We start from the raw sequence: 14,438 nt of genomic DNA on the forward strand, positions 1-14,438 counted from the left end.
AGTATCCACTCATTCCGTGGTGGACTTGCTTATCCATCAATATCGGTAGTAATTATCCCGCGTATTTTCGCTGGCAATAGCTGGAACAAACGGGGAAAAAACCACTAACTCGTTCGTTTGTTTGTTATGAACCTCGTTGATAACCTTCATTTTTCAAGTTGCTACTTTGTTGGCTGCTTTTATTTACCCCAGTCACATCGTTATCTATGCATCCTGGGGATGCGTTCTCTTGCCGCCGCACTGCAACTTGAAATCTATTGGGTATAAATACTTTCCACCATCAGGCGAAAATATCTACACCTCCCCGGACTGATGCCAATTGATGAGGTGTTAAATTTATGGTGGATTCGGTAGCAACAAGGGTTTCTGGTGAGGTGTTAGCGTTATGGTCTCTGCCGTTGCCGGAATTTTGTGAACCAGACCGTTGTTCTTGTTGCCACGGGCTGGAGCTGTCACTGCTGATACTGCTTTGAGTCAGTTGAATGCCACTTTCTGCTAAAGCATGACGAAGGCTAGGTAATGCCGCTTCTAGCGCAGCCCGGACATGGCTGTGAGCCGATGCCAGATGTAATTGGGCCTGATTATCTTCAACAGACATACGGATTTGTAATGCACCCAGTTCTTGTGGATGCAGGCGTAGTTCTGCCTGTTGCAGGCCGTTGCGGTTAAACAGCATGATTTGCTGGTTTAATTGTTGCTGCCACTCTTCACTACCCAACTGAGCATTCAGTAAAGGTGTTGAAGCACTGGACAATTGAAACTGTGCTGTCTGATTGTGCCCTGCGGAGAGCAGGGGAGAGGTTGTTACAGCGGAGATTTGCCCGGTTTGTTGATTTTCAGTGGCGGTCGGCGCGGGCTGGATCTCAGCTTGAGCGGTGGTCTGAATCAGTACGGATTCACGTGGATGATTTTGTGTTGTACTTTCAGGTTGAATTCCGTGCTGAATAGTTGCCGGGGCAAGCTTGGATTTTACTGGAGAATGTTGCACCAGTCCGTTTTCAGGCTTGATTTTAAAAAGCACCTCCGCCTTTTCTTCTTCCTGTTTTAGCTGCTCTGGAATCGTTGTCAGAGGATTTTCCTCAGTCGATAAGCCCGTAACAACTAATTCTTTAGCAGTAATTTGACGGTTTTTATCATTATGCTTGATAAGTCCGTCGGGCTGGAGGAGGCTACTTTTCTGGTTTTCTGAGCTGATAGCTAACCCGGATAATTGTACGGGTAAACTTGCCGCCAATGCTTCTGCTGACATGAGTTTTTCATCAACAAGAACTGGCTGTTTGTTTACTTCTACTTTTACATCAAGGGGAATCAGTGAGGAGTTAATAGATTCCGTTGGTATTTCAGGGGAAATAGATAATAAAGGTGATAAATCGTTGTTGGTATCATCCGTGATCTCTTTTCCTTCTTTAGATGATATTTTTCCCGGTTTAATCATACCTTTCTGTGCCGGTTCGGTTTCCAGATTAAGCAATTGAGCAAAAGCCGAAGGTTGCTCGGAGTCAGTGAGTGAATCACTGTACATTTGCGGGTTTTCTGCCGATTTCAGGTCAGCAGGCAAAAGAGTGATATTCATTATTTATTTCTCCATTGTGCGCTACGTTGGGCATACTCATCCATTTGTTTTTGCTCCGTTCGGTTCTGATGTAATCTTCGGTTGTTATCCGCCCGCTGTTGCAAAGTATCAAAGGCATTGAGACGCTGCTGTTTTTCCCGCCACTGTAATAAAGCGGTATCAAGCCGTTGTTGCCATTGATTGAGTTGCAATTTGTGCTGTTCAACCGCTTTTTCCAGCGTTTTCATGAATTGCTGATAGTTTTGCCAGGTTGTACATGGCATACCGCTACTGAGTGTGTCGTTCAGGCGTACTCGGTACTCATCTTGATAACCTATCAATGTTGCAAGTTGTTGCTCCATTTGCTGATGGTTTTGACGAACCTGTGCAAGGTGAGTGGCTGCTTTTTCCACCGCATTTTGTGCAAGTTCACGCAAGGTTATGAGAGGTGATTGTTGCTGCATCTTATTCCTCGCTTTAATGACAACAGATAGAAAATCATTACGTTACACAGGTAACAACTGTTGTAGTTGAGTACAGGCAGCTGCATATTCACTACGTTCGTCAATATCCTGTTGTAAAAATTGCGCCATGTAGGGATAAAGTCCAATCGCTTTGTCTAGGAGCGGATCACTACCTGCGGCATAGGCGCCAACATTAATAAGGTCACGGTTACGCTGATAACTTGCGAGCAGTTGTTTGAATTGCTGTACCTGCCGGTAATGTTGTTTATCAATGAGTGACGTCATGGCGCGGCTGATAGAGGTTTCAATATCAATTGCCGGGTAGTGGCCTGATTCTGCGAGCGAACGGGAAAGCACAATGTGACCATCCAGAATAGCCCTGGCCGCATCGGCTATTGGGTCTTGCTGATCATCACCTTCGGTCAGTACGGTATAGAACGCAGTAATCGAGCCACCACCATTAACGCCATTTCCTGCACGTTCGACCAACGCCGGAAGTTTGGCGAAAACAGAAGGGGGATAGCCTTTGGTTGCCGGTGGCTCACCAATGGCTAAGGCAATTTCGCGTTGCGCCATACTGTAGCGGGTCAATGAATCCATAATCAGTAATACGTGCTTACCCCGGTCACGAAAATCTTCTGCGATACGGGTCGCGTAGGATGCGCCTTGCATTCGCAATAAAGGTGAGATATCGGCAGGCGCGGCGACGACCACTGAGCGGGCTAAACCAGCTTTACCAAGGATGTTTTCAATAAAGTCTTTAACTTCGCGGCCACGTTCTCCGATTAAGCCAACGACAATCACATCTGCCTGTGTATAGCGCGCCATCATGCCAAGAAGAACACTTTTACCCACCCCGGAACCGGCAAACAACCCCATACGCTGTCCACGACCTACTGTGAGTAGGGCATTGATCGCCCGTACTCCGACATCCAGTACGTCACTGATCGGGGTGCGTTGCAGAGGGTTAATTGGCGGTGTGGTCAGTGGAGCGCGATAGCCGGTATCTGGTAATGGAAATCCATCCAGTGGGCGGCCAGCACCGTCCAACACCCGCCCTAGTAGTTCTGGGCCAAGCGGTAACTGGCGCCCACCACTGCAATCCTCGCCGCTGTACGGGCGGGCATAAACACGGGCGCCGGGTACAATACCTTCCAAATCTTCAAGAGGCATCAATAAAAGCTTGTCACCATTAAAACCAACGACTTCACTTTCAACTTCTTCAATATTGCCGCCATTTTGCCGTTCAATCAGACATGTCGCTCCCAGCGGCAGATGTAAGCCTGTTGCCTCCATGACCAGCCCTGTTGCTCTGGTCAGACGCCCATAACGACGAACCGGTGAAGTTTTCTCTAGCTTCTGCTCAAAAGCATCCAGTGTTGCTAACCAACGTCCGAGTCTTGCCGTCATTACAATTCTCCCGGAGCTGCCAGCCGGCATAATTCATGCCAGCGAGTAGCCAGGCTAGCATCCAAATCGCCTTCATCTGCACTGATTTTGCAACCACCAGGGTGCAGTTTGTTATCTGCCAGTAAACGCCAACCGTGTAGTGAGAGCGTATTTCCCAGTTGCTTCTCAACCATTGGAAGATCTTGTGGATGAACCCGGAGTTGTGGTTTACCGCTGAACATCGGTTCCTGTTGGATAAATTCACGGATCTGATTGAGCAGGGCAGTACCATCACAAATCGCCGGTTGTCCTAAGATCTGTTTTGCGGCGGTCAATGATAGTTGCATCAAACGGGATGCAATAATGGTATCGAGACCTTCAAGTGAATGCTGGAAATCAGCCAGCATATTTTGCCACTGTTCTGTGATGGGTTGCTGCTGCTGGTTTGCATCCTGCAATCCCTGTTCCAGACCAGCTTCTAAGCCGGTCTGATAGCCTTTTTCATAGCCCTGAACCTGACCTTCGGCGAATCCTTGTTCATGGCCTGCTTGCCGCGCTTGTTCTTTCAAGTTATCCAGCATTGCTGCCTGCTGAAGGATGTCATCACGCTCAGCGGTTTCCTGTGAGTCGTCAACAGGCTCTGGTTTGGCCTGAAGTTTCTCCCACTGAGTGAGTTCATTGGGTTTCCATGGCTGCCAGCCGGCATTGTTCAACTTATCAGACATAGCTATCGTCGCCGCCATTCAGGATAATCTCACCGCTTTCTGCCAGACGACGAACAATAAGCAGAATGGCTTTCTGTTCGCTTTCCACTTGAGACATGCGTACCGGACCACGGTTTGCCAGGTCGTCACGCATAATCTCTGCGGCACGTTGAGACATATTGTTGAGGAAGTGGTCGCGTAGTTGCTGGTTGCAGCCTTTCAGTGCAATGAGCAGGGAGTCGGTAGAGATTTCCTGCAACAGACGCTGGATACTGCGGTCATCCACATCAATGAGATTTTCGAACAGGAACATTTCATCAATGATTTTTTGTGCCAGTTCATTATCGTAAGCACGCATTGCTTCGATAACATTCTCTTCCTGTTGACTTTTCATTAGGTTGATAATTTCAGCCGCAGTACGAATACCGCCCATTTTGCTGCGTTTGAGGTTCTGACCATCTAACAGGTTATTAAGGACTTCTGTCAGTTCGGCCAACGCAGCCGGTTGGACTCCGCCAAAAGTGGCGATACGCAACATGATGTCATTACGCAATTTGTCATCAAACAGCGCGAGAATATCGGCGGCCTGTCCGCGATTTAAGTGAACCAGAATGGTGGCAATGATCTGTGGATGTTCTTCCCGGATCATATCGGCAGCCATTTGGGGTTCCATAAAGTTGAGGGTCTCAATACCTGTGGTGGTTTCACGGGATTCAAGAATATCCTCAAGCAGGCTGGAGGCGCGTTCTTCACCGAGTGCTTTAATCAACACCGAACGCAGATAATCACTGGCATTGATACTGAGAGCCGCATACTGGCCAGCATCTTCTTCAAATTCTGCCAGTACATCGACCAGTTGCTGGTTGGAAACCTGGCGCATGCCTGCCATTGTAATACTAAGTTGCTGAACTTCCCTGGAATTCAGGTGTTTAAACACCTCTGCCGCCTGATCTTCTCCCAAGGTCATTAACATGACGGCGCTTTTTTCTGTTCCGTTTAGGCTCATTGTTCGTTACTCATCCATTGACGGATCACCAGCGCTACAACGCGAGGATCTTTTTCTGCCAGTTCGCGGATACGTTGGCTTTGAATTTCAGCACTGACCCGTTGACGCGTCAGTCTCTGGCGGGCTCTTTCATCCATTTCTGCATTGGATTCAGTAGGTTGTCTTTTCTGAACTTTTTGTGCTTCAATCGCAGCTTTTTCTGCGGCACGTTTTTTAGCGAGTTGAGGAACCACCATTTTGCGCCACAGCAGCCATGCCACCAGAATCAATAGCAGGTAGCGACCCAAATCAAAGGCTTTTTCCAATAGAACAGGGTTCTGCCATACCGGAATAACCTCGATATTTTCTTTGCTCTCAGTAAATGGTGTGTTAACTACATTTAAACTGTCGCCACGTTCTTTAGAAAAGCCCATAGCTTCTCGGGTTAGCGCTTCTATCTTCGCTAATTGTTCTGGTGTCAGCGCCTGCGTCTCCGGGCCATTTTTGCCATCGACAGTGACATAATTGACGACAACCGCGACAGACAAGCGTTCAACACCGCCTGCTTGTTGTTGCACATGACGAATAGTCCGGTCCACTTCATAGTTGGTGGTTTCATCACGGCGGTTATTGCGATTACTGTTCACCATGCGCTCGTTACTGTTACCGGCGGATGATGATTTCTTATCGCTCTTGTCGTTTTTGTTGTTATCTTTGGTATTGGGTTTATCAATCGGCGCGCTCGGTGGCGGGCTTGGTTGATTAGAAAGTGCACCGGGAACACCACCAATCCGGGGGCTACCACTCTGCTCACTTTCACTTAACTGTTTTGAACGAACCGCTGCCTGATTAGGCGGTTGATTAGGTTTGTATTCTTCTGCAGTTTCTTCACGGCGTGAAAAGTCTACCTGGGCAGTCACTTGGGCGTGAACGTTACCACGACCGACAACCGGGGCCAGAATAGCTTCAATACGATGCTGGAAGCGGTTTTCTACTTCTTGAATGTATTTTAGTTGACTGGTATTAAGATCACGTCCGGTGGCATCGGCTTGTGTCAATAGGCGCCCAGCTTGATCAACGATGGTGACATTGCTCGGTGGAAGCCCCGCAACACTACTGGAAACCATATGGACAATGGCATTTATCTGGCCTTCATCCAATGTACGGCCTTGCAGTAACCCAACGGTAACGGAGGCTGAAGGGGATTTTTGTTCACGAACAAACAGAGAAGGTTTGGGTAGCGCAAGATGAACGCGAGCATTTTGTACAGGCCCCAAAGATTCAATTGTCCGTGACAGTTCACCTTCCAATGCTCTTTGGTAGTTAACTTGTTCACTGAACTGGCTGATACCAAACTTTTCTTTATCGAGTAGCTCGAACCCAGCAGCTCCACCCTTAGGTAATCCTTGTTGTGCCAGTCTTAGCCGCGTCTCATGCACCTGCTCGGCAGGGATCGTGATAGCAGAGCCATTTTCGGCAAAACGATAAGGGATATTTAATTGGGTTAGTTGTGTGACAATCTCGCCACCGTCTTTATCGCTTAGATTACTGTAAAGCACCCGATAATCGGGGCTGCGTAACCACAGGAAAAGGGCAATGACAATAGCAACGGCTGCACTGCCTGCAACCAATAATGGCACTTTAGGATCAGCTTTTATCCGATTAATAATCGTATTGAAACCATTAGTTTGATTTTCAATGTCGGTTGTTGCGGCACTCATAGACGATCCTTGCCTTGCTGTTCAACATGAATACTAAAAGCGTGGCGTAACAAAACAGACTCCCTATACGCAAGCGAAAGAATTCTTCCTATTTTCAGTCTTGTCATTATTCGCTGTTCACTCATCTTTTAATGGCACAATAAGCCCTGACTTTTTACGTTAATTACCCGCTTTAGATTGAGAGGGCTATGTTAGGGTGGCAGCGTGAAAATGTGCCGTATGTATCTTGGGTTAATATGGCATTGAATTGTGTAAGGTATAGGGTGGTTTAACACGAGGTTTTTATGTCAATTCCGGCAATTGAAGGGGTTCTGCAACAGATGCAGGCTCAGGCGTTACAAGCGGCAAGTATCGCAAAGCCAATACCGTTGCAGGGGGGATTTACCAGTCAACTCGCAACGGCTGTTGGTAAAATTAACCAAACACGTTTGAATGCCACAAAACAAGCTCAGGATTTTACACTGGGTGTACCCGGTGTTGAATTGAATGATGTGATGGTGGATATGCAAAAATCCAGTATCTCCTTGCAAATAGGCGTTCAGGCAAAAAATAAGCTGGTGGCTTCTTATCAGGAGATTATGAATATGCAGGTGTAGGTATATTAATTTATTGATATCTATCATTATCAACCTTTTATATTATCGACAATAGCTGTGTTGACCTGCTTCGAGAATGCGCGCATTTCGCATATGACACGTCCCGATTCCGCAGGAATAATTGTAGTTTCACCCTTGTAGGTAATAAGACAGATCGCGAGTGTCGTGGATAAGTTCTGCGGCGCTGCAAGCAGGACATTCCATCGGTTTTATTTCTGGTCTTTTGTGTTGAAAGGCAATCCATAGCTCATACTGAGATTGCTTTTCTGTTCACATTTCAGTGCTACCCATTTTGTTATAATCAGCCCCTTTTAGCGGATGAAGTTTCCAACTCGGAGCGTTCATATCATCTGGTTCTTTAGCCGTGTTTATTGCGGTTAACTGAATTTGCAACTTTACCGTATGTTTTGGTTGAATGCTTGTTGTAGTTAGCGATTTAATTAAATGTTGTAAAACTCATAGTCAATAAAATATTTAAGGTTTCACGGTTTCGAATAATAACTTTCAACTCTAATTTCTGAGATTAACTTTAACTTATTGATAAGTATCAAAAAACGATAAAGAGAATGAACGGTATATCCTGTTATAATTGAATCTTAGTTTTATGTCGGTTGCATTAATCAATAAAAATTTACTGAATGTTTAATAATAGATTAAAAGTTAAATCATGTGGTTTAATTTTTAATTATTTATAGATATAAGGAAATAATATGTCTGAAGTTATGAAACCTGAAAATGAATGTCCGTTTGATCCTAAGCAATATGAATGTCATAGTGTTATTGCTCCGGTTGGTTCTTTTTCTTGGGCTTTGATTCAATTAAAACTACGCAAACTTGTCGCTCGTTCTGTCTGGAGTGATAAAAAGATGTATTTGGCTATTACCCCTCGTGTAAATGATTTAACAGTAGAAGAAGGCAGTGCTTACGCTGTTGATGGTGTTGCCGTTGGCACTAAATATGATTATTTGACGCATATTGATCTGCGTAACGAGCATGGCAATTTTGTACCGTGGCAGCCAACGCAAGAAGATATGATGGCTTGTGATTGGGAATTAAATGTTGATATTTCAGTCCCTTATGAATACATGTTGGTTTTCGATGCAACGCCATATGAAACTTTGAAAAGAGAATCATATAAAGAATGGGGGGATCATAGTAATAGTAACTTAGTTACGATTGAAAACAATATAAGCAGTGTGAATGAAACTGTTAGTGGTTTTTATTGGCAAGAAAGCGAAGATCTTATTTATGGATATACATTAAATATAAATCTGACCCAATTATCTATACACAAGGATCATCTAACGAGTGTTACAAGTAAAAAACTAACAATTACAGTGGATGAAACCAAATACTATCTTGGACATTATATAAAAGAGTCATCTTGTTATGCTCCATACTATAAAAGTAGTGAAGCTGAGAAAGTAGGTAATCTGTTAAAACAAATAGGTAAAACCTTCCGTTTCTACTGTAATTGGCATGATTAATTTATATAGCTAATTTTTTTCAACCTTGGCAAATGCTCTGTATCTTAGTCAGAATTCTGGTTAAGAGACGGGCAACTGGGGAGATTCTTCGTATATATCAGTAGTAAACTTAGAGTTTACAACTAAATATCTGGAATTTTTGTATTACTAGATTATTCAAAGCTGCGCTCCTGCGTGGTCTTTTTATTTTTCACAATCAACTTAAATCACAGGGCTACATATAACAGCTCAATAATCAATAATACCTATTGGTCGTGATGGGGATAGAATATGAAGATGAAGGACAATCCTGATTTGTAGACCGGGATACTACAAGGTTTTAAAGACATCCTAAACCAAACTCACAAAACGGGTAAATAATGGTGATGAGAGTACATCACCTTTATTTCTCAATTACTTTTGTTCCGTAGAACTCATAAGAGTATGGTAGGGTTCAACAGGGAATTGGCCGTAGCTATCATTTAATAATTGCTGTTGGCTTGCTTGTTTAATGAGTTTACTTAATTCATCAAGTCTTTTCTGTAGTAGTTTTTTAATCTCATTTTCATTATCTAAAATTATCTGCAAAATGTTGGTCATTTTTTGCTGTAACGAAAGAGAAGTCGTCGATGATATTGAAGAGTGGCTGATCACTTCTACTGCTTTGAGGTAGGTGATTTCCATATCAACAAGTTCATCCCATTTTTCATTTTTAGCTAAATTAAGCATTTGCTCACTTAAACTTAGGATCTGTTGGTAAGCTGACAAAAGATCCATTTTATTATCCATTAAACAATATCCTGACTGGCGTTGTAATGAGGGCCAATTTGCCGCCAAGCGTCTGAAATCTCGGTGAGTAACTTTATTACTTCGGTAATGGCTGGCTCATCATTGCGTAAATTAGCGTAGAGTAAACGTTGGGTCATATAGTCGTAAAGGGAAGCAAGATTGTGTGCCAGCTCTCCGCCTTTCTCGTTATCTAACCCCTGTTTAAGGCCATTATCAATGATATTGATCGCTTTGGAAATAGCTGCACCTTTTTCCGCGATATTACCTTGTTCCATCAGAATAATTGCTCGACGTAGGGCGCTAAGCGCCCCGTTGAACAAAATCTGAATCAACTGATAGGGGGAGGCATTCATAATTTCGCTCTCCATATCTATCTGGGCATATAATTGACTTGCCGAACGTTGATACATAATTTCCTTTAATTATCTCATTTGCTGTAATTGTGATAGGAAGCTACCGGTTTTTCCCAAGGAAGAGACCATTTTATCCAGTTGTGAAAATTGGCGTTTATAACGTTCAATTGTTTCGTTAATATTCTCTTTCGTCCTGTCCACTTGTTTCTCAAGTGTTTTTAGACGCTTGTTAATGCCATCAGTCGCGGTAACTAAGGTACCTTGGCTATCCAGAGCATCTTTTAATAGCTTATGTGTCTGGGTAGCAAAACCCGTTTTTTTACCGTCACCCATAAAGAACGCTTTCACATTAGTCGGCTTTTCTTTTAGATTTTTTTCCAGCTTTTCGTTATCAATTTCCAGTTTGCCGTCAAACTTTTGTTTAATGCCTAGCTTATTCAGGGTTGGAATATCATTAGCCGCCTGAGAGCTGAAAATCTGGCTTCTTAGCTGGTTTTGTATTCCGCGTAATGTGCTGTCACCTAATAAAGCACCATTATCTTTCGACGGCTCTTCACCCTGTTTTACTTGCTTAAATTTGGTCAGTGAATCAAACGTCGTTTGTAATTCATTATAAGCATCAACCCAGTTTTTAATCGCCTCTTTCATCGGCTCAATATCACGGGATACGACCAGAATTTCTGGTTTATGTACCCCGGGTTTATCTTTACTTTCGGTCGTTTTTTTCAGATCCAGAATAACGCCTTCGGGTGCATCGGTAATATGGTTTGTCTGACGCTCAATTTCGATATCGTTAACTTTTAAGATTGCATTTTTTGCTTCAACTTTTTGAATTAATGCACCTGTGTCTTTATTGCCATCTGTGCCTGGAGTGTAGTTCAGAAACTTACCAAGTTTATTGTCACCTTCAACCTTGATTGTCATCTTTGATTCAGTGCCAGCTTTTTTAGCCGTCAGCACTAAATAGTTTTCGCCATCTTTGGCCTTAATAAGACTAGCGTTGACATTACCTTCTTGTTTATTAATGGCATCACGGAGCTCAAGAATGGATGTTTGTCCGTCTGTCAGCTCGATTTTCATCGGCTTTTTTTCACCAGGCTGAGTAATGGTAATTGTCCGGGTTTTACCTTCACCCAAAGATTCACCCATATACTCTTTGATATTACTGACTTTTTCTGTCCGTAATGATTGTGCCAGTGCCAATTGCTTAACTTCAATACTGTAGTTACCCGGGCTGGCTTTAGAATCAGTACTGGCAACGAATGCATCATGTTTTTCGCTGGCAGTGGTTGTGTTAAGTTTATCGAACTTTTTCAGTGATTCAGACGCAGTTTCCAGTTTTTCTAAACTGCCTTTTAATGTACCAAAAGCGGTTAGCTTACCTTTATAACTGGTTTGCTGCTCTGTCAGCGGTACTAAACGTTTTTGTTCTGCTGCTTGAAGTTTATCCAATATAGAGCCCAGATCCATCCCCGACCCGGCGCCTAATGAAGAAATGCTAGCCATTTATTGACTCCTTTATTAGTAAATCTTTATTGAACCGGTTATCGGTAAGTTTCGAAAAAAGTTTACTAATAAAAATAATTTTTTGATGGTAAGAATAATCGCGAAGAACGGGCGCTGTTTGGCTTATAAGGGAGGAGTGATAAAAAAGAAAAAGTTTTTTCAAGAAAAATTAAAGGTTCTTTGAGGAGCGCCGATAAAACTGTTGGCGGTGATGAACACCGTGGGTAAACCCCAAACTTATATATCGACTTGATTTTAAAAAGGAACTCTAACTATGGCACAAGTCATCAACACCAACAGCCTGTCCCTGCTGACTCAGAATAACCTGAATAGATCCCAGGGTACTTTGGGTAGCGCTATTGAGCGTCTGTCTTCTGGTCTGCGTATCAATAGCGCGAAGGATGACGCGGCTGGTCAAGCGATCGCTAACCGTTTCACTGCAAATATTAGAGGTTTGTCTCAGGCAGCACGTAACGCTAACGACGGTATCTCTATTGCACAGACTACCGAAGGTGCACTGAACGAAATTAACACCAACTTACAACGTATTCGTGAACTAACTGTTCAGGCTCAAAACGACAGCAACTCTGCGAGTGATACTAAATCTATCCAGGAAGAAGTTACTCAGCGTTTAAAGGAAATTGATCGTATTTCTAAACAGACTCAATTTAATGGTGTTCATGTTCTAAGTGAAAAGAACGAAATGACCATTCAGGTTGGCGCTAACGATAACGAAGTTATCAAAATTAATCTGGAAAAAATTGATAGTGAGACTCTAGCGCTGAATACATTTGATGTTAGTTCATTAGGTGGAGTACGTGTTGGTACTGACATCGCGACTGTTAAAGGTGGAGCTGATGGTAATACTGAGACTAAGGTAAACCCACCAACTATTGCTGATGTTACTGATATCAAAGTCAAGGCAGCCAACGATAAAGATGGTAAAGCAATTGATGGTCAATATGTTGTAACGGGTAAAGGTAACGGTGGTGAAGAAGTATTTTATAAGGCCACTATTGACACTAAAACGGGTAATGTCACGGTTGGTGAAAAAACAGCTAAAGTTGACGATGATGCTAAGCCATTAACATCTTTAGACAAGGCTCTGTCAAAAGTTGACAGCCTGCGCAGTTCTTTGGGTGCTATCCAGAACCGTCTGGAATCTACCGTTAACAACCTGAACAATACTGTTAACAACCTGAGCGCAGCTCGTAGCCGTATCGAAGATGCTGACTACGCAACCGAAGTGTCTAACATGAGCCGTGGTCAAATCCTGCAACAGGCTGGTACTGCGGTTCTGGCTCAGGCTAACCAAGTTCCTCAGACTGTATTGTCTCTGCTGCGCTAATCGTTCCGTTAGGGCAATATGTGAACCTGATTCACGTAAAAATCCAAATAAATTAAGGATCGGTTCGCCGGTCCTTCTTTTTTAGTCGTTTATCGTGAACAGCCTAAAATTTGTGTTATTATTAGGCGGACAATAAATTTCGCATAGGTGAAAAAGAAGTGCTTTTACTACATTGTTCAAACGATTGCCCTTGTTAGGGGATTGGATAATGGTAGTTAGTCTCTTATTCCAAAGGTGTCTGTTGTTGTGAGCGATTTGTATACCGCCGAAGGCGTGATGGACAAAAACAGCCTCTGGAAGCGCTATGTACCATTAGTTCGCCATGAAGCGTTAAGGCTACAAGTTAGGTTACCTGCGTGTGTGGAGCTGGATGATCTGCTTCAGGCCGGGGGAATCGGCTTACTAAATGCGGTGGAACGTTTTGATTCCTTACAAGGAACCGCGTTTACCACTTATGCGGTACAACGTATCAGAGGTGCAATGTTGGATGAGTTAAGGAGCCGTGATTGGGCTCCGCGTAGTGTGCGACGTAATGCGCGCGAAGTAACGCAAACCATCCGTAAACTTGAGCAAGACTTAGGCCGTCCAGCCAGTGAGCAGGAAGTTGCTAAAGAATTAAAGATTGATCTGGTAGAATATCGGCAGATACTGTTAGATACGAATAACAGTCAGTTGTTTTCTTATGACGAATGGCATGAAATGCATGGTGAAAGCTGTGAACCTGTCATTGAAGAAGGGCATGAAACTAATCCCTTACAACAATTGTTGGAAAGTGATGTTCGTCAACGGGTAATTGATGCTATTGATTCGTTACCCGAGCGAGAAAAAATAGTTCTGACGCTGTATTATCAGGAAGAACTTAATCTGAAAGAGATTGGCGCAGTACTTGAAGTCGGGGAGTCCCGCATAAGTCAGTTACACAGTCAGGCGATTAAACGTCTGCGGGCTCGCTTAAATCCGGAAAAGTAACTTTTTGCTTATTTGTTTTTTGTTTAAGACTACACACAGGGCTTTATCTCTTATGTCTGTTACAACACAAAAGAAACGGCCGCTCAGCCGTTACATTAAAGACTACAAACATAGTCAAACTCATTGCTTGCATTGTCACAAAGCTCTTGATCGCATCTCTTTGGTTTTTAATGGCCAGGTGATTAATAAAGAGTCGATCTCCGAGATGACGGAGTTGATTGATGATAAGACTTGGGATGAGTTGCAAGATAAATTTGTCGCATTATGCCGTTTTTGCAGTGAAATTTATTGCAACAGTGAGACAGATTATTTTGACATCATGTCTTTCAAACAATACCTGTTTGAACAAACTGAAATGAGCCACAGTACGATTCGTGAGTATGTGGTTCGTTTACGACGTTTGGATGAATTGCTCACTTCAAGCAATTACCCTGTAAAAGAGTTCACAACAGAGAAAATCCAGGAAAAACTGAGTGAGAAACTCTCACAGTCGGCATTCAGTAACTACAACATTGCCTTGCGTAAGTATGAGCAGTATTTGAGCTGGCAGCAGGGCGGTCATTAAGCTGGAAATATAACAGTAAAGAGAGCACCAA

The 14,438-nt window shown here is 43.4% G+C and carries 14 protein-coding genes; 5 read left to right on the forward strand and 9 right to left on the reverse strand.

The annotated features are described in order from the left end of the window. Positions 1 to 280: 280 nt before the first annotated feature. Genes EAE89_RS17975 through fliF form a run of 6 tightly spaced genes read right to left on the reverse strand, consistent with a single transcriptional unit; the run spans position 281 to position 6,815 of the window. Positions 281 to 1,573 carry a flagellar hook-length control protein FliK gene (locus EAE89_RS17975; RefSeq protein ID WP_214086345.1) on the reverse strand — a complete coding sequence of 431 codons (1,293 nt, stop codon included), beginning with the start codon at positions 1,571 to 1,573 and terminating at the stop codon, positions 281 to 283. Beyond that, complete coding sequence (gene fliJ / locus EAE89_RS17980) at positions 1,573 to 2,016, reverse strand: flagellar export protein FliJ (RefSeq protein WP_054478132.1); 444 nt, start codon at positions 2,014 to 2,016, stop codon at positions 1,573 to 1,575. The genes EAE89_RS17975 and fliJ overlap by 1 nt, the downstream gene beginning before the upstream one ends. A gap of 42 nt (positions 2,017 to 2,058) precedes the next feature. Continuing rightward, entirely contained in the window at positions 2,059 to 3,426 is a 1,368-nt protein-coding gene (gene fliI / locus EAE89_RS17985; protein WP_214086346.1) for a flagellar protein export ATPase FliI, read from the reverse strand. Continuing rightward, positions 3,426 to 4,130 (reverse strand): flagellar assembly protein FliH, encoded by a 705-nt coding sequence (fliH, locus tag EAE89_RS17990; RefSeq protein ID WP_214086347.1) that lies wholly within the window; start codon positions 4,128 to 4,130, stop codon positions 3,426 to 3,428. Before fliH ends, fliI begins: the two co-directional genes overlap by 1 nt. Further along, on the reverse strand, positions 4,123 to 5,115 hold the full coding sequence (fliG, locus tag EAE89_RS17995) for a flagellar motor switch protein FliG (protein WP_054478139.1): 993 nt from the start codon (positions 5,113 to 5,115) through the stop codon (positions 4,123 to 4,125). The genes fliH and fliG overlap by 8 nt, the downstream gene beginning before the upstream one ends. Beyond that, on the reverse strand, positions 5,112 to 6,815 hold the full coding sequence (fliF, locus tag EAE89_RS18000; RefSeq protein WP_214086348.1) for a flagellar basal-body MS-ring/collar protein FliF: 1,704 nt from the start codon (positions 6,813 to 6,815) through the stop codon (positions 5,112 to 5,114). Before fliF ends, fliG begins: the two co-directional genes overlap by 4 nt. Positions 6,816 to 7,099: 284 nt before the next feature. On the opposite strand from fliF, the gene fliE reads away from it, so the two are divergent. Further along, entirely contained in the window at positions 7,100 to 7,411 is a 312-nt protein-coding gene (gene fliE, locus EAE89_RS18005) for a flagellar hook-basal body complex protein FliE (protein WP_054478144.1), read from the forward strand. 710 nt (positions 7,412 to 8,121) lie between these two features. After that, the gene (locus EAE89_RS18015) at positions 8,122 to 8,898 is read left to right on the forward strand and encodes a DUF2829 domain-containing protein (RefSeq protein ID WP_214086349.1); all 777 of its coding nucleotides are present in this window, start codon (positions 8,122 to 8,124) and stop codon (positions 8,896 to 8,898) included. A gap of 393 nt (positions 8,899 to 9,291) precedes the next feature. Here the strand turns inward: EAE89_RS18015 and fliT are convergent, their stop codons facing one another. The 3 genes from fliT to fliD are packed head-to-tail and all read right to left on the reverse strand — an operon-like array spanning position 9,292 to position 11,525. Next, entirely contained in the window at positions 9,292 to 9,666 is a 375-nt protein-coding gene (fliT, locus tag EAE89_RS18020; protein ID WP_214086350.1) for a flagella biosynthesis regulatory protein FliT, read from the reverse strand. After that, positions 9,666 to 10,076 (reverse strand): flagellar export chaperone FliS, encoded by a 411-nt coding sequence (gene fliS, locus EAE89_RS18025; protein ID WP_054478154.1) that lies wholly within the window; start codon positions 10,074 to 10,076, stop codon positions 9,666 to 9,668. The genes fliT and fliS overlap by 1 nt, the downstream gene beginning before the upstream one ends. Before the next feature lie 12 nt (positions 10,077 to 10,088). Next, positions 10,089 to 11,525 carry a flagellar filament capping protein FliD gene (gene fliD, locus EAE89_RS18030; protein ID WP_054478157.1) on the reverse strand — a complete coding sequence of 479 codons (1,437 nt, stop codon included), beginning with the start codon at positions 11,523 to 11,525 and terminating at the stop codon, positions 10,089 to 10,091. A 274-nt stretch (positions 11,526 to 11,799) separates the two neighbouring features. Here fliD and EAE89_RS18035 point away from each other — a divergent pair, with 274 nt between their 5' ends. The 3 genes from EAE89_RS18035 to fliZ all read left to right on the forward strand — a co-directional run bounded on the left by EAE89_RS18035 (position 11,800) and on the right by fliZ (position 14,407). After that, positions 11,800 to 12,873 carry a FliC/FljB family flagellin gene (locus EAE89_RS18035; protein ID WP_214086351.1) on the forward strand — a complete coding sequence of 358 codons (1,074 nt, stop codon included), beginning with the start codon at positions 11,800 to 11,802 and terminating at the stop codon, positions 12,871 to 12,873. A 246-nt stretch (positions 12,874 to 13,119) separates the two neighbouring features. Continuing rightward, positions 13,120 to 13,842 (forward strand): RNA polymerase sigma factor FliA, encoded by a 723-nt coding sequence (locus tag EAE89_RS18040; protein WP_054478160.1) that lies wholly within the window; start codon positions 13,120 to 13,122, stop codon positions 13,840 to 13,842. 52 nt (positions 13,843 to 13,894) lie between these two features. Next, the gene (fliZ, locus tag EAE89_RS18045; protein WP_054478161.1) at positions 13,895 to 14,407 is read left to right on the forward strand and encodes a flagella biosynthesis regulatory protein FliZ; all 513 of its coding nucleotides are present in this window, start codon (positions 13,895 to 13,897) and stop codon (positions 14,405 to 14,407) included. Positions 14,408 to 14,438: the final 31 nt, after the last annotated feature.

Origin of the sequence: Photorhabdus heterorhabditis (assembly GCF_018448905.1) — a bacterium.
Lineage (GTDB): Bacteria > Pseudomonadota > Gammaproteobacteria > Enterobacterales > Enterobacteriaceae > Photorhabdus > Photorhabdus heterorhabditis.